Source organism: Dyella sp., from assembly GCF_035685805.1.
Taxonomy (GTDB): Bacteria; Pseudomonadota; Gammaproteobacteria; order Xanthomonadales; family Rhodanobacteraceae; genus Dyella_A.
This window is the reverse complement of the sequence record NZ_DASSAB010000059.1, coordinates 1-15,062: the sequence shown is the minus strand read 5'-3', so window position 1 is coordinate 15,062 and position 15,062 is coordinate 1. Positions and strand designations below refer to the sequence as shown.

The 15,062-nt window shown below is 71.7% G+C and carries 12 protein-coding genes and 1 pseudogene; 10 read left to right on the top strand and 3 right to left on the bottom strand.

Annotation, left to right across the window (positions count from 1 at the left end; all coding sequences use genetic code 11):
* Positions 1-5 precede the first annotated feature (5 nt).
* From VFG40_RS16720 to VFG40_RS16710, 3 genes and pseudogenes are all read right to left on the bottom strand, one after another.
* Positions 6-926 (bottom strand): hypothetical protein, encoded by a 921-nt coding sequence (locus tag VFG40_RS16720; protein ID WP_324899622.1) that lies wholly within the window; start codon positions 924-926, stop codon positions 6-8.
* Positions 927-1,136: 210 nt separating this feature from the next.
* Positions 1,137-5,771: pseudogene (locus tag VFG40_RS17860) on the bottom strand (DEAD/DEAH box helicase); the annotation flags it as partial.
* A 40-nt stretch (positions 5,772-5,811) separates the two neighbouring features.
* Positions 5,812-5,970, bottom strand: a complete 159-nt coding sequence (locus VFG40_RS16710; protein ID WP_324899618.1) for a hypothetical protein — start codon at positions 5,968-5,970, stop codon at positions 5,812-5,814.
* A gap of 109 nt (positions 5,971-6,079) precedes the next feature.
* Between VFG40_RS16710 and VFG40_RS16705 the strand changes: the two genes are divergently transcribed.
* The 10 genes from VFG40_RS16705 to VFG40_RS16660 all read left to right on the top strand — a co-directional run.
* Positions 6,080-6,955, top strand: a complete 876-nt coding sequence (locus VFG40_RS16705; protein WP_324899616.1) for an alpha/beta hydrolase — start codon at positions 6,080-6,082, stop codon at positions 6,953-6,955.
* A gap of 504 nt (positions 6,956-7,459) precedes the next feature.
* Entirely contained in the window at positions 7,460-8,515 is a 1,056-nt protein-coding gene (locus VFG40_RS16700; RefSeq protein WP_324899614.1) for an alkane 1-monooxygenase, read from the top strand.
* A gap of 170 nt (positions 8,516-8,685) precedes the next feature.
* On the top strand, positions 8,686-10,152 hold the full coding sequence (gene ccoN / locus VFG40_RS16695; protein WP_324899612.1) for a cytochrome-c oxidase, cbb3-type subunit I: 1,467 nt from the start codon (positions 8,686-8,688) through the stop codon (positions 10,150-10,152).
* 10 nt (positions 10,153-10,162) lie between these two features.
* Positions 10,163-10,816: a cytochrome-c oxidase, cbb3-type subunit II gene (gene ccoO, locus VFG40_RS16690; protein WP_324899610.1), complete on the top strand. Its 654-nt coding sequence runs from the start codon at positions 10,163-10,165 to the stop codon at positions 10,814-10,816.
* Positions 10,816-11,001 carry a cbb3-type cytochrome oxidase subunit 3 gene (locus VFG40_RS16685; protein ID WP_324899661.1) on the top strand — a complete coding sequence of 62 codons (186 nt, stop codon included), beginning with the start codon at positions 10,816-10,818 and terminating at the stop codon, positions 10,999-11,001. The genes ccoO and VFG40_RS16685 overlap by 1 nt, the downstream gene beginning before the upstream one ends.
* Complete coding sequence (gene ccoP / locus VFG40_RS16680) at positions 10,998-11,924, top strand: cytochrome-c oxidase, cbb3-type subunit III (protein ID WP_324899608.1); 927 nt, start codon at positions 10,998-11,000, stop codon at positions 11,922-11,924. Before VFG40_RS16685 ends, ccoP begins: the two co-directional genes overlap by 4 nt.
* Positions 11,905-12,165: a hypothetical protein gene (locus tag VFG40_RS16675; RefSeq protein WP_324899606.1), complete on the top strand. Its 261-nt coding sequence runs from the start codon at positions 11,905-11,907 to the stop codon at positions 12,163-12,165. Before ccoP ends, VFG40_RS16675 begins: the two co-directional genes overlap by 20 nt.
* Positions 12,162-14,417: a heavy metal translocating P-type ATPase gene (locus tag VFG40_RS16670; RefSeq protein ID WP_324899604.1), complete on the top strand. Its 2,256-nt coding sequence runs from the start codon at positions 12,162-12,164 to the stop codon at positions 14,415-14,417. Before VFG40_RS16675 ends, VFG40_RS16670 begins: the two co-directional genes overlap by 4 nt.
* Positions 14,414-14,665 carry a cbb3-type cytochrome oxidase assembly protein CcoS gene (gene ccoS, locus VFG40_RS16665; protein WP_324899602.1) on the top strand — a complete coding sequence of 84 codons (252 nt, stop codon included), beginning with the start codon at positions 14,414-14,416 and terminating at the stop codon, positions 14,663-14,665. Before VFG40_RS16670 ends, ccoS begins: the two co-directional genes overlap by 4 nt.
* Positions 14,666-14,703: 38 nt before the next feature.
* On the top strand, positions 14,704-15,062 hold a 359-nt coding region (locus VFG40_RS16660), incomplete at its 3' end, for a group III truncated hemoglobin (RefSeq protein ID WP_324899600.1).

The window sequence follows — 15,062 nt, the reverse complement described above, 5'->3', positions numbered from 1 at the left end:
GCCCGTTATCGGGCGCACCCGCCGCTCTCGACCTGACGGGCGGTGATCGACCTACTGGCAGAGAAGAACCGGGCGTACGTTTCGTCGGCCCATCGACGGGCGGCGAAGGCCTGCGATGGCGTGATGCCTTGCGTGCTGGTGACCATATCGATCCGCTTCGCCAGCCCCGACGACTCGGGCGTGTCCTGCGGCGTGCCGTGCGCCGTCAGGTAAAGCACCTTCAGATAGTCCACGGCGTCGATATGCGACACCGGCCCCACCTGACCCTCGACGCCCGACGCGCCATACACCGTCTGCAGCGCGAGCACGGTGTTCCAGTGTCCGTGCGTGAGCGCGCGCTGCCCGAGCGCCATGGCTTCCCGATCGAAGGCGGCTGCCTGGGATGGATCCATGGTCGGCGCATCGAAGGCGTTCGCCAGGATGCAGGCGGTGGCGTCGTCGTCGCCCAGGCGCGCCGCGCTCAGCGCCATGAAGTAGATGCTGCCGTGGGCGAGCACCGCGTCGGCGTGGTCGCCGCAGAGCCGCTCGTACGCGCCGGCAAGGACGATGCGTGATTTCACTCCGGCGACGGTGTCGGCGCGCGCGCGCGGGTCCAGCGATTGCAGATAAGGCTGGTGGCTGGAAGCCCACGCGTCGAACGTCTGGCCCCTGAAGAAGTCCTTCGCGTCACGTGCCATCAGGCACTGCCGCGCCTCGTTGAACAGCCGCCCGGCGGCGGCGCGATGACCGCGGAAGCCGAGCTTCCAGAGCGTCGGCGCGCTGGACTGCAGCGGTGCCCACGGCGGCGGCGCGACCAGCCGCGGATCCGGCTTCTCCCGATGCTGCGTTGGCGTTGCCGCGGCGTTGATCGGCGGGGCTGGCGCGCCCGCGTCGTGACGGAAACGAAAGGCCAGCAGCGCCAGGACGGCCAGCAGCCCGGCAACCATCCATGTCAGCCGCTTAAGCAAACGGGCGATTTCCGCCAGGTGGATGAAAGCAGGGGCGACGGCTGCCGGAGCGTGCGGTCATGACCGCAGCATCGGGGCGGCCGCGGACGCCTTGGCCTGTGCCAGCGCCCGGCTGGCGGGGCCGCGCGTGCCCAGTGCCGCGCGCCAGCGCTGCTGCTGCGGCGCATCGGCTTCGACCAGCCATTGCAGCTTGCCGGCGACCTGGGCGGCCACCGCCACGCCATCCTCGAACAGGATGCGGGTGCTGGCCACGGCGGGCAGGCGCTCGCCGGCGAGGGTGGTGCCGACCAGGTTGAGCGGATCGCAGCCGTTGACGATGACCGGCTGGTGATCGTGCGGGCGCTGCTGCACGGCGCGCAACGCGGGAATGGCCTCGGGCAGGGCGAACTGTTCGCCCACCAGCCCCTCGACGAAGCGCCCGCCGCGGATCTCGCCGCGCGCTTCCAGTCGCTGGTAGACCTGGCGCAGCTCGCGCCAGGTGGGCAGCCAGGCCGCCTCGCGTTCGAGCAGTTTCCAGAACACCACGCCGTAGCGCTGCAGCAACGTGCGGGCGACGTGCTCGACCTGCTCGCGGCGCCGCAGCTCGTCGTCGTCGCGCGGCGTACCGGCACGCACCAGTGACCAGCGGCCGGCGTGCTCGATGCCGCCGAAAGCGGCGCGGCGCAGGCGCCGATGCCGGCCGCCGTCGCGCCTGGCGGCGGGCACCAGCAGGGCGCGCAGGCCGGCAAAACTGTCGGCGGTGACGCGGCCGGCGGCGACGGCCTCGCCCAGCGCATCTTCCAGCTCGGTACGCAGCAGCCGGGCGCGGTCCATCAGCTCGTCGAAGAACAGCGCGCCGTCGTCACGCAGCGCGTCCACCACTGCCTGGGCGCGGGAGGAGAGTCCAGGCGGCTCGGTCGCGTCGCGTTCGGCCACGGCCGTCCAGACGGCCATTTGCCGGCGCGGCAGCAGCACGATCGGGGTGCCGCGCACGGGGCCCTGGCCGCCGCCGGCGGCGGCGCGCAGCCGGCTCCAGCCGATGCGGCCGGCGCGGCAGAGTTCATCCAGCCAGGTGCTGGTGTAGTCGTCGATGCGCGCCGGCAGCAGCTCGGTTTCCCACGCGCCGGCGGCCGCCTCGAAACCCTCCAGCTGGGCCAGCGTGGCGGCGAGCGCATCCGGTCCGCGGCGGCGGCTGGCGGGAACCAGGTGCTGCCAGTCGAACAGGAAACGCATCAGGTCGCGCCGGCTCACCGGCTCGATCTCGCGGCGGCGGCGACCCAGGGTGTAGCGATGGATGCGGGTCAACAGATGGCGCTCGCACCATTCCATAGGCGCGTCGGCGGCCTGGGCTGCGGGCGTGAAGCGGCCCTGGATCACGTAGCCCTCGCCCTGCAGGCGCAGCAGCGCCTGTTCGGTATCTGCCGGGGAGCTGCCCAACGCGTTGGCGAGTTCGTCCACGGTGGTCGGGCCGGCGCCGAGCAGACGGCCGCGCACGAGTTCGCGCAGGGCGTCATCGCGGCTCCAGCGCGTAGCGGCGAACGCGGCGGGTACGGTGACCGCCGGTTGCACCGCGGCGTCGGGGTGCAGCGCGAGCCAGAGCGGAAGTTTCTCGGTGGCGACGTGGATGCGGCGCGCGGTTTCCGGTGGGGCGGGAGATTGCGCGTGCTCCTCGCCTTGGCCGCCAGTTTGGGTGACGGGCCGGCCTTTTCCGCGGCGGGAGGAGCGCGCTGGCTCGGCCCGGTGCGGCGAAAGCTGCGTGGCCCGGCCGGTGCTCTCCAGCGCTTCGATCCATGCCGACCAGGCATGCGCGGCGGCTTCCTCGGCGGTGATGCCGCCCAGCGCCTCCAGCGCCTCGTGCATCTCGTCGGCGCTGCGCACCTGCGGCCACGCCTCGCCACGCACGGCTTCGATCGCCGCGGGGTCGAGGGTGCCGAGGTCGGCCGGGTTGTCGACCGGTTTCCAGCGGCCGGCGGCCTGGGTGCGGCGCTCTTCCAGCGGGGCGTCGTCGAGGAACGCATACGGCGCGGCGGTGAGCACTTCGCTGGCCAGCGGGCTGGGGCCGGTGAGATCGCGCGCAACGACCGCGATGGTGCCGGACTCCAGCCCGTGCAGCAGCCGCAGCAGGCCGTCCAGATCCATCGCCTCGCGCAGGCAGTCGTACAGCGTCTGGGCGACCAGCGGGTGATCGGGAATCTCGCGCTCGCCGACGATGTTCTCCAGGCAGGCGACCTGATCGGGGAACACGGTGGCGAGCAGGTCCTCGCTCTTCATGCGCTGCAGCTGCGGCGGCGATTTCCTGCCGCCGCGAAAGCGCGGCAGGGCCAGCGCGGTGACCGCGTTCCAGCGCCAGCGCGCGCCGAACAGCGGCGCATCGAGCAGGGCCTGGGTGAGCACGTGCTCGGCGCTGGCCGAGTGCAGGTAGCGGGCCACTTCTTCCAGCGGAAAGCTGTGGCTGGTGGACAACGACAGCACGATCGCGTCCTCGGTCGCCGCCGCCTGCAGCTCGAAGTTGAACTGGCGGCAGAAGCGCTTGCGCAGCGCAAGACCCCAGGCACGGTTGATGCGGCTGCCGAACGGCGCGTGGATCACCAGCTGGGTGCCGCCGGACTCGTCGAAGAAGCGCTCGAACACGATCGTCGACTGCGTCGGCAGCACGCCGAGCGCGGCTTTCGCGGCGGCGAGGTAGTCGACCAGCTGGTGCGCGGCCGACTCGTCGAGGCCGAGGGTGTCGCGCAGCCACGCCACGGCGCGCGCTGCTTTGCTCCCCTCTCCCGCCGGGAGAGGGGCTGGGGGTGAGGGTTCGGGCGCGCCGGACTGTTCGGTACTGGGCGTACCCTCACCCCAAACTTTCTCCCGGGGAGAGAGCGGCTCACCGTCAGGAGCCAGCAGCGCGTCGATTTCCTCGCGCAGGCGCGATACGCCGGCCGACAGCGCGTCGCTGCGGCCCGGCGCCTCGCCCAGCCAGAACGGGATGCTGGGCGGCACGCCGTGCGCGTCTTCCACCCGCAGGCGGCCCTGTTCCACGCGCTGGATGCGATAGCTGGTGTTGCCGAGCTGGAAGATGTCGCCGGCCAGGCTCTCGACGGCGAAGTCCTCGTGTACCGAACCGATCACCGTGCCCTGCGGCTCCATCACCACCAGGTAATCGGCGGTGTCGGGGATCGCGCCGCCGGAGGTGAGCGCTGTGAGCCGGGCCCCGCGGCGCGCGCGCAGCAGGCCCTGGGTGGCGTCGCGGTGCAGGTAGCCCTCGCGCGGGCCGCGCCGGGTGCTGTAGCCCTCGGCCAGCATCTGCACCAGCGCCTCGAAGGTGTCGCGGGAGAGCTCGCGATACGGCCAGGCGCCGCGCACCAGCGCATAGAGCGCATCCTCCGACCACTCGCGGCAGGCCACCTCGGCCACGATCTGCTGCGCCAGTACGTCCAGCGGTTGCGGCAGGATGGTGAGCGTGTCCAGCTCGCCGCGGCGCACGCAGTCGAGCAGCGCGCTGCACTCCACCAGCTCGTCGCGGGTGGTGGGAAACAGCCGCGCCTTGGGCGTGCCGTCCACCGCGTGGCCGGAGCGTCCCGCGCGCTGCAGGAAGGCGGCGATCGAGCGTGGCGAGCCAATCTGGCAGACCAGGTCCACGTCGCCGATGTCGATGCCCAGCTCGAGCGACGCGGTGGCCACCAGCACCGCCAGTTCGCCGCGCTTGAGCCGCTGCTCGGCGTCCAGCCGCTGTTCCTTCGCCAGGCTGCCGTGGTGGGCCGCCACGGCAGCCTTGCCCAGCCGCTCGGACAGGTGCCGGGTGACCCGCTCGGCCATCCGCCGCGTGTTGACGAACACCAGCGTGGTGCGATGCGCCTGCACCAGCGTGGCGAGCTGGTGGTAGACCCGCTCCCAGCTGTCGTGTGACATCACTGCTTCCAGCGGCACCGGCGGCACGCTGAGGCCGAGGTCGCGCGGGCGCTGATGGCCGACGTCGATGATGGTGACGTCGCTGCGCGCGTTGGCCTCGTCTCCCCGCTGGGGAGTGAGCCTGCCCGCGACCTGATCAGGGCAGCGAGGCACGGGACGAGGGCCCGGGGCAAGGTCGCCCCGCCGCTTTGGCTCGCCGGAAGCGGCAGGCCAGCCCGTTCCCGCACCCTCACTTCGGGGGGAAGAGGGAAATGCAGCGCCGGCACCGACCAGGAACCGCGCCACCATCTCGATCGGCTTCTGCGTGGCCGACAGCCCGATCCGCAGCAGCCGGCGCTGGCACAGCGCGTCGAGCCGCTCCAGCGACAGCGCCAGGTGCGAGCCGCGCTTGCTGGCGGCCACCGCGTGGATCTCGTCGACGATCACCGTAGTGGCCGTGCCGAGCATGGCGCGGCCGGACTCGGAGCCGAGCAGGATGTACAGCGACTCCGGTGTGGTCACCAGGATGTGCGGCGGCTGCCTGCGCATGCCCAGCCGCTCGCGCTGCGGCGTGTCGCCGGTGCGCACCGCGGTGCGGATCGCCACGTCCGGCTGGCCGGCGCTGGCCAGCGCGGCACGGATGCCTTCCAGCGGTGCGTCCAGGTTGATGCGGATGTCGTTGGACAAGGCCTTCAGCGGCGAGACGTAGATCACCCGCGTCTCGTCCGGCAGCGTGCCGCCGCGCGCCACGCCCTCGCATACCAGCGCATCGATGGCGGCCAGGAAAGCGGTCAGCGTCTTGCCCGAGCCGGTGGGCGCGGCCACCAGCGTGGGCGCGCCGCGGCGGATCGCCGGCCATGCCAGTGCCTGCGCCGCCGTAGGTGCGGCGAAGCTCGAGCGGAACCAGTCGGCGACGGCGGGATGGAATGCGTCCAGCACGGACGCCGCGGCGGGCGGGGCGGCGTGGGTCATCGGCCGAAGATGGGGCTGCCGCGGCGCGCGGGCAAGCGCTTCAGCGCCGGCGGCGCAGCAGCACCACCAGCCAGCCCATGCCCGCCAGTCCGAGCACCAGCCCGATGCCGGCGCCCCACATCGCACCGCGCTGGCCGTCGATGGCATAGCCCAGACCGAAGCCGAGCAGGAACAGCAGCGGGACGGGCAGGCAACCCACGGTCAAAGACTCCCTCGTGTGCATGACGACAGCGACGCAGCACCGATGCGCCTTGGCGCTGGCGGCCACGCATTGCATGATCGCGTTTTGATCCCACGCGAGCCAGCCCATGGACGTGGCCTCCACGCCGCAACCGCTCTACGCCCGCGCTCCGGAAGGCACGCGCGACGAGCAGCGCATGGCCGATGGCCAGCCGCTGGTGCGGCACCGGTGGACGGCGCCGGAGGCAAGCCGCGCCGTGCTGCTGGTGCACGGCCTGGGCGAGCACAGCGGGCGCTACCGTCACGTGGCGGCCTGGTTCAATGCGCGCGGCTACGACGTGCTGGCCTACGACCAGCGCGGCCACGGCCTGAGCCCCGGCCCGCGTGGTGCGCTGGCGCGCGAGGACGACCTGCTGTCGGACCTGGCCGCCGTCTACGCCGATTACGCGGCGACGGCGCCCGCACTGCCGTTGCTGCTCGGCCACAGCATGGGCGGCCTGGTCGCGGCGCGCGCGGTGCTGGATCGGCGCGTGACGCCGGCGGCGCTGGTGTTGTCCTCGCCGGCGTTCCGAAGCCACGAGGCGCCGTGGCTGCAGTCGCTTGCCGCGCTGCTCGCGCGGGTCGCGCCCGGCCTGCCGCTGCGCACCGGGCTGGCGGTGGAGCACCTGTCGCACGATGCCTCGGTGGTGGCCGCGTACCGCCGCGATCCGTTGTGCAGCGCGCGGATCACGCCGCGGCTGGCCGACTTCATCTTTCGTGCCGGGCCGGCGTGCCTGGCGGACGCCTCGCGGCTGGCGGTGCCCACGCTGCTGCTGGCGGCCGGCGCGGATCGGCTGGTGGATGCGGCCGGCAGCCGCGAGTTCGCTTCGGCCGCCTGGGCCAGCCGCCAGCTCACCGCCCGCCACTTCGACACGCTCTACCACGAGCTGTTCAACGAGGCCGAGCCGGCGCGCAGCCAGGTGATGAAGCAACTCGGCGACTGGCTGACGCGCCTCCCCGGCTGAGGCGCGCCGCGCCCGGGAAGAGCAAAACGCGGGCCGGCGATCACGGTGACCCCGTGCAATGCGTTCGCCTCGTCTGACGCGGCGTGGACGGTGAAGGGCGCCGGGACCGGGCCGGTCGCTGGCGCAGCGCTCCCGGCCCGTGCGGCCTGCTTACCCCCGTCCTCTCCCCGACAGGTAAAGCAAGAAGGGCGTGCGGCCCGGCCGGACCGCCGGCGCATCGGCGTCTGCTCGGCGCCGCTGCCGGGAGCGCCCGCGGCCGGGAGAAAGCGCGTCCGGGCGCGCAATATCCGGCGTCTGCGCCAGCGCCAGCGGCGCGTTCCCGCGGACGACGGTCCGGCGACTCACGGCGTGGTCGATGGAGTCGGTGATCGCGCGGTGGCTGCCATGCCGCGACGCGACAGGCACGGCCACGCGGCACCCAGGAACGCAGCGAAGTCTGCCGTCGCCGGATGCCGAGCCGCTTACGCCGGCCACGGTCGCGGGCATAGACTGCGATCCATGCGCATGCGCGATCTCGGATTCCTGCTGGCCTTCTCCACGGCGTTGCTGCCGTTCGGGGCGTGGCAGCTCATGCGCGTGGGCGTGCCGCCGGGACTCGCGGCCTGGTTCCCGGTGGTGTTCATTTTCGGCGTGGTGCCGTGGATCGACGCGATGTGCGGCGACGAGCGCCGCAATGAGGACGCGCCGGAGGCGGTCGCGCGGCGCGAGAACGCCCGCTACTTCCGCCTGCTCACGGCGCTGGTGGTGCCGGTGTGGCTGGCCCTGCTGGCGTGGTGCACGGCGCGCTTTGCGGCGCTGGATTCGCTGCCGGCACAGCTGGGCTGGCTGGTGTCCACCGGCGTCATCGGCGGCACGCTGGCGATCAATCCGGCGCACGAGCTGATCCACAAGTCGACGCGCTGGGAGCCGCTGCTGGGCGGCGTGCTGCTGACCTCGGTGGGCTACGCGGGGTTCAAGGTGGAGCACGTGCGCGGGCATCACCTGCACGTGGCCACGCCGGAGGATTCCTCGTCCGCGCGGCTCGATGAATCGGTCTACGCGTTCGTGCCGCGCGCGCTGTGGCGCAACGTGCGCAATGCGTGGCGGCTGGAAGCGCAGCGGCTGCGCGGGCGCGGCCGCTCGCCATGGTCGTGGCGCAACGAGATGGTCGGCTGGACCGCGCTGTGGCTGGCCTTCATGGCGGTATTCGCGGCGGCGGGCGGACCGCTGGCGCTGGGGTTCTTCCTCGGCCAGGGCGTGCTTGCCGCGGCCACGCTCGAGGTCATCAACTACGTCGAGCATTACGGGCTGGAGCGGCGGCTGGTCGCCCCCGGCCGCTACGAGCGCGTAACCCACCATCACTCGTGGAACGCCCCGCAGCGCTACACCAACTGGCTGCTGTTCAACCTGCAGCGCCACTCCGATCACCACGCGGTGGCGCGGCGGCGATACCAGTCCCTGCGCCACCACGCGGACAGCCCGCAGCTGCCGGCCGGCTACGCCACGATGTTCGTGCTGGCGCTGCTGCCACCGCTGTGGCGCCGGGTGATGAATCCCCGGGCGGCCGCCTGCCGCGCCTGAGCGGCAATTTCCGCCGCGAATATGCAAGCCACGGACGCGCAACCCGCGCAGGCTTGGACGTGCGGGCTGGGTCACGCTGCCATGTGGCGTAGTGTCGCAGGCCTATGACGGCCGTCAGCGCGCGGCGGTTGTTGCATCCGCACAATGGCGTATCGATCAGGGGAGGCAGCATGCCGAACACGGAGTATTACAACGACAAGGTGGTGCGGCAGTTCCTGCTCGCCGCCGCGGTGTGGGGAATCATCGGCATGTCGTTCGGCGTCTACGCCGCGGCCGAGCTGATGTGGCCCGCCCTGAACTTCAACGTGTCCTGGATGACCTTCAGCCGGATCCGCCCCGATCACACGTTCGGCGTGATCTTCGCCTTCGGCGGCTCGGCCCTGATGGGCACCTGCTACTACGTGGTGCAGCGCACCGGCCACGCCCGCCTCGCGCTGGGCAAGCTGGCCGGGTTCACGTTCTGGGGCTGGCAGCTGATCTGCGTGCTGGCGATGGTGACGATGCCGCTGGGCATCACCCAAAGCAAGGAATACGCCGAGCCGGAGTGGTTCATCGACATCCTGATCGCGGTGGTGTGGGTGAGCTTCGGCGTGGTGTTCTTCGCCAGCCTCACCCGGCGGCGCATCCAGCACATCTACGTGGCCAACTGGTACTACGGCGCCTTCATCATCGCGGTGGGCCTGCTGCACATCGTCAACAACATCGCGCTGCCGGTGTCGATGTGGAAGTCCTACCCGGTGTATTCCGGCGTGGTCGATGCGATGGTGCAGTGGTGGTACGGCCACAACGCGGTGGCGTTCTTCCTCACTGCCGGCTTCCTCGGGATGATGTACTACTTCGTGCCGCGCCAGGCGCAGCAGCCGTTGTGGAGCTACCGCTTCTCGATCGTGAATTTCTGGGCGCTGATCTCGGTGTACATGTGGGCCGGCTCGCACCACCTGATGTACACCGCGCTGCCGGACTGGGTGCAGTCGGTCGGCATGGCGTTCTCGCTGATCCTGCTGATGCCCAGCTGGGGCTCGGCGGCCAATGGCCTGCTCACCTTCAACGGCTCGTGGGAGAAGCTGCGCACCGACCCGGCGGCCAAGTTCATGGTGATGTCGCTGGTGTTCTACGCGGCGGCCACCTTCGAGGGCTCGATGATGGCGGTGAAGACCGTCAACTCGCTCTCGCACTACACCGACTGGACCATCGCCCACGTGCACTCGGGCTCGCTCGGCTGGGTGGCGATGATCACCATCGGCTCGCTCTACGCGATGGCGCCGCGCGCGCTGGGCCAGCCGGCGATGTACTCGCGCAAGGGCATGGAGACCCATTTCTGGCTGCACATGATGGGCACCCTGCTGTACATCGGCTCGATGTGGACCGCTGGCGTCACCGAAGGCGTGATGTGGCGCGCCACGCAGCCGGACGGTTCGCTCACCTACGCGTTCATCGACAGCCTGATCGCAGTCAAGCCGATGTACCTGATCCGCTGGGCCGGCGGCGTGCTGATCCTCTCGGGCATGTGGGTGATGGCGTGGAACCTCTGGCACACCGCCGCCGATGCCCGCGCGCGCTTGATCAAGCCGATCCCCGTGCCGATCCCCGAGCCGGTGCCGCACCAGATCCCGGCCCCGCTGCCGGCCGTCGGTTGAGGAGACGACCATGGCTTACAAGCATTTCGAGGCGATTGAGAAACACGCCGGCCTGCTCGGCATCCTGATCGCGATCATGGTGTCGATCGGCGGCCTGGCCGAGATCACGCCGCTGTTCATGGAGGCCCACGCGGTGAAGGCACCGCCGGGCGTGAAGCCCTACGACGCGCTGCGCCTCGCCGGCAAGGACGTGTACGTGCGCGAGGGCTGCTACCTCTGTCACTCGCAGATGATCCGCGCCCTGCGTGCCGAGACCCAACGCTACGGCCACTTCTCCGAGGCGGAGGAGTCGGTCTACGACCGTCCGTTCCAGTGGGGCTCCAAGCGCACCGGGCCGGACCTGGCCCGCGTCGGCGGCAAGTACTCCGACAACTGGCAGCAGCTGCACCTGATGAACCCGCGCCAGCTGGTGCCGCAGTCGAACATGCCCGGCTACCCGTGGCTGGCCGAAAAAAAGCTGGACGTCGATGACATCCAGGCACGCATGCGCGGCCTGCGCATGCTGGGCGATCCGTACACCGATGCCGACATCGCTGCCGCGCCGGCCGCGCTGGCCGGCAAGACCGAGATGGACGCGCTGATCGCCTACCTGCAGGGCCTGGGCATCCGCAACGAGCCGGCCGCCGAGGTGCCTGCGCCGATTGGCCATGGAGGCACGCAGTGATGCATCCGGCATGGGGTCACATCATCGGGGGGATCACCGTCGTGCTGATGGTGACGTTCGTGGGGATCTGGGTCTGGGCCTGGCGCAAGCGCCATCGCCCGGTGTTCCAGGCGATGGCCGGCCTGCCGATGGAAGATGCCGTCGACGGGCAACCGCGGGACGAACAACACGGAGAACGCGCATGAGCGCCGGCTGGTCGTTGTGGGTGATGTTCCTGGTGGTGCTCAACCTGAGCATCACGCTGTTTCTTTTCCTGTGGGGACCGCGCGCGAAGATCCCGACCCTGCCCGACGGCACCAGCGGCCACGTGTGGGCGCACGGCGTGCTGCGCGAGGGCGTGCGCAAGCTGCCGCTGTGGTGGGTGCTGTTCTCCGGCGCGATGTTCGTCTGGGGCTTCACCTACCTGGCGCTTTATCCCGGCTTCGGCAACCACAAGGGCGTGCTCGGCTGGACCGCGCACGGCGAGCTGGCGCGCGACGTGGCGGCCAACGACGCGAAGATGGACGAGCTGCTGCTGCGCTTTCGCCAGTACCCGGTGGAGCAGCTGGCCGGCGATCCGGCGGCGATCCAGATGGGCGGCCGCCTGTTTGTGGACAACTGCGCCGCCTGCCACGGCCGCGGTGGCTACGGCAACGTCAAGCTCGGTGCGCCGAGCCTGATCGACGACGACTGGCTCTACGGCGGCTCCGGCAAGGACATCCTCGACAGCATCCAGCATGGCCGCGCCGGCATCATGCCGCCGTGGTCCAGCCTGGGCGCGCAGAACGTGAAGAACCTCGCGCAGTACGTGCTCAGCCTCTCCGGTGCACCGCACGATGCGGCGATGGCGGCCGCGGGCCAGCCGCTGTTCACCACCTGCGCCGCGTGCCACGGGCCGCAGGGCAAGGGCAATCCCGCGCTGGGCGCGCCCAACCTCACCGACGACATCTGGCTGCATGGCGGCACCGTCGCCGACATCGAGCAGACCATCGGTGGCGGTCGCCAGGGCGCGATGCCGGCGTGGGGCAAGCGCCTCAGCGACGATCAGATGCGCGTGCTGGCCGCCTACGTCTATCACCTCGCCCATCAGGGTGACGTAGCCAAGCGCGATGACACGGCCAGCCGCTAGACCCGGCAGCGCCTGGTACCAGCAGCCGGTGCTGTGGCTGGGTGCGGTGGTGTTCGCCGCCTCGCTGGCCGGCTGCGTGTGGATGATCATGCTGGGCATGCAGCACGACGATTCGGCGGTCGAGGCACCGCGCCCGGTGTTCGGCGTGCCCGCGCGCAGCCACGCCGCGCCGGCGCCGGCTGGCTCCGCCGCGGCCGATCGCGCGGCAGCACCCACGCCGGGGTCGCCCGCCCGCCCATGAACAGCGCCTGGGCCCAGCCGCAGTTGGCCGCACAGGTGCTGCGGTCGCGCCGCGACGGTCGCGCCGAGGTCACCCTGCGTATGGCGCCGCTGGCCGATGCGCGCCGCGTGCTGCGGCTGGAGCAGGCCCTGCGTGCCCTGCCCGGCGTGCAGCGGGTGGGCGTGGACGTGGCCAGCCAGCGGGTCTCGGTAGTTTGGGAACCGGCGCGCCAGAGTCTGCCCGGCCTGCTCGACGCGATCGCCGCGATCGGCTGCCGCGCCCAGCCGCTGCCGCGCGTGCGGGTGGACGAAGACCCGCGCCGCGAAGCGCACGACGCGCTCAAGCGCCTGCTGGTGGCCGGCATGTGCGCGATGCAGGTGATGACCTACGCGTTCGTGATCTACATCGGCGTGGTCGATTTCGTCGACTTCAGCACGCGCAACCTGTTCCGCTGGCTGGGCCTGTTCACCACGCTGCCGATCGTGTTCTACGCCGCGCTGCCGTTCTACCGCTGCGCATTCGCGGAACTGCGGGCGCGCCGCGTCGGCATCGACCTGCCGGTGGCGCTCGCGGTGGCGCTGGTGTTCGCCGCCAGCAGCTGGAACACCTGGCGCGGCGCGGGCGAGATCTACTTCGATTCGGTAAGCATGTTCGTGTTCCTGCTGCTGCTGGCGCGGCACATCGAGATGCGTTCGCGCCATCGCAGCGGCGCGCTGGGCGACGCCGCGGTGGATGCCGCGCCGCTGCTGGCCGAACGCTGGCGTGCCGACGGCACGCTGGAAACCGTGGCGGCGCTGGCCCTGCTCCCCGGTGACCGCGTGCACGTGGCCGAGGGTGGCACGGTGCCCGCCGACGGCGTGCTGGATAGCGCGTGGGCCGAGCTCGACGAATCGCTGCTGTCGGGCGAATCGCGGCCGCAGCGGCGCGCCGCCGGCGCCGCGGTGGTGGCCGGCAGCGTGCTGGTGTCCGGCACCGCGGAGCTGCGCGTCACCCACAGCGGCGAGGCCACCGCCGCCGCGCGCATCGGGGCGCTGGCGCGGCGCGCCCGCGGCAGTCGGCTGGCCCGGCTGCGCCACGGCGGCGATCCGGCGGTGGCGCGTTTTGTCAGCCGCGTGCTGGTGCTCACCGCGCTGACGGCGCTGGGCTGGTTGCTGGTCGATCCCGCGCGCGCGTTCGAGGCCGCCGTGGCGGTGTTGGTGATTGCCTGTCCCTGCGCCTTCGCGCTGACAGCGCCGGCGACCCGCACGCGCGCCTTCGGCGTGCTGGCCGCTCGCGGCGTGCTGGTCACCGACGCGGCCGCGCTGGAAACCCTCGCGCAGGTCGACTACGCGCTGTTCGACAAGACCGGCACGCTGACCGAGCCGCACTTCAGTCGCGCGGCAATCCGGCCGCAGCGCGGGCTCGATCCCGAGCGCGTGCTGCAGATGGCCGCGGCGCTGGCGCAGGAGAGCAGCCACCCGCTGGCGCGCGCGCTGAGCCGGCTCGCGCTGACCCCCGCAGCCGCTTCGAACGCGACGGCCGTCGCCACCCGGGCGGCGCGCGAGGTACGGGTACACGCCGGCGCCGGAGTGGCCGGGGTGGTGGAGAACACGCCGTTGTGGCTCGGACGCGATGACTTCGCGCTCGCCGCCAGCGGCGGCACGGATACCGGGGAGGGAGCGGCCGGCACGCTGGTGCTGGCCGATGCGCAGGGCGAGCTGGCCCGTTTCGTGGTGGACGACGGGTTGCGCGAATCGACGCCCCGCACGCTCGCCGCGCTGCGTGCGCAGGACGTCACGCTGGCGATCGCCAGCGGCGACGCGCCGGCGCGCGTGGCCGCGGTGGCGCATGCGCTGGGCGTGGACGAGTGGTCCGCCCGGCAGTCGCCGGCAGAGAAGCTCGCCCTGCTGGAGGCCGCGCGTGCCGGCGGCTGCGTAGTGCTGGCCGTGGGCGACGGCAGCAACGACGCGCCGCTGCTGGCTGCCGCGGACGTGTCCGCCGCACTGGCCGGCGGCACCGAGCTGGCGCAGGCGCATGCCGATCTGCTGCTGGCCGATGGACGTCTGGACGGCCTGCTCGACGCCCGCGCGGTGGCCACGCAGATGCAGCGCATCGCCGCGCAGAGCCGGCGCTGGGCGCTGGGCTACAACCTCATTGCCGTGCCGTTCGCCGCGCTCGGCCTGGTGCCGCCGTGGCTGGCCGGCATCGGCATGGCGCTGAGCTCGCTCGGAGTGGTGCTCAACGCCCTGCGCGTGGGCCGCAGCGCACCAGCCTCGCCGGTGCTGCGCGCATGAACATCATCCTGGTACTGATCCCGGTGACCCTGCTGGTGGTGGGCGTAGGCGTGGCGCTGTTCTTCTGGGCGGTGAACCACCAGCAGTTCGACGATCTGGATAGCCCCGGCATCGTGCCGCTGCTGGAGGATGACCCAGATCAGGGCGCTCGCGCCGGTGCGCGCGCATCCTCCGAGGCCACTGACGCGGTCGAACCCATGCCCGACGAGATGCCCGACCGCGTCGATCCCCCGCCTCCGCGCACCTAGCCTCCCCGGCGGCGCGCGTCGACCGAGTCACCGCCCGCATGCATGCCACCGTCACCCCACCCACCGAGGCCCAACTGGCCACCCTCGTCGACCGCTTCTACGAGCAGGTGCGCCGCGATCCCGAACTTGGACCCGTGTTCAACCCGGCGGTGCGCGACTGGCCCGCGCACAAGCAGCTGCTGACCTCGTTCTGGTGCTCGGTGGTGCGCCGCGCCGGCAGCTACCGTGGCAACCCGATGGCCGCGCACCAGCGCCATCCGGTGCGCGCCGAACACTTCGACCGCTGGCTCGCGTTGTGGCGTCCCACCTGCGCCGAGGTGCTGGACGCCGCGGGCGCGGCACTGATGATCGATTACGCCGAGCGCATCGGACAGAGCCTGAAACTCGGGCTGGGCCT

Coding starts and splice junctions, on each gene's coding strand:
- VFG40_RS16670 (WP_324899604.1), top strand. CDS start 12,162: ATGAACAGCGCCTGGGCCCAGCCGCAGTTGGCCGCACAGGTGCTGCGG.
- VFG40_RS16705 (WP_324899616.1), top strand. CDS start 6,080: ATGGACGTGGCCTCCACGCCGCAACCGCTCTACGCCCGCGCTCCGGAA.
- ccoP (WP_324899608.1), top strand. CDS start 10,998: ATGAGCGCCGGCTGGTCGTTGTGGGTGATGTTCCTGGTGGTGCTCAAC.
- VFG40_RS16675 (WP_324899606.1), top strand. CDS start 11,905: ATGACACGGCCAGCCGCTAGACCCGGCAGCGCCTGGTACCAGCAGCCG.
- ccoO (WP_324899610.1), top strand. CDS start 10,163: ATGGCTTACAAGCATTTCGAGGCGATTGAGAAACACGCCGGCCTGCTC.
- VFG40_RS16685 (WP_324899661.1), top strand. CDS start 10,816: ATGCATCCGGCATGGGGTCACATCATCGGGGGGATCACCGTCGTGCTG.
- ccoN (WP_324899612.1), top strand. CDS start 8,686: ATGCCGAACACGGAGTATTACAACGACAAGGTGGTGCGGCAGTTCCTG.
- VFG40_RS16700 (WP_324899614.1), top strand. CDS start 7,460: ATGCGCGATCTCGGATTCCTGCTGGCCTTCTCCACGGCGTTGCTGCCG.
- VFG40_RS16720 (WP_324899622.1), bottom strand. CDS start 926: ATGGTTGCCGGGCTGCTGGCCGTCCTGGCGCTGCTGGCCTTTCGTTTC.
- ccoS (WP_324899602.1), top strand. CDS start 14,414: ATGAACATCATCCTGGTACTGATCCCGGTGACCCTGCTGGTGGTGGGC.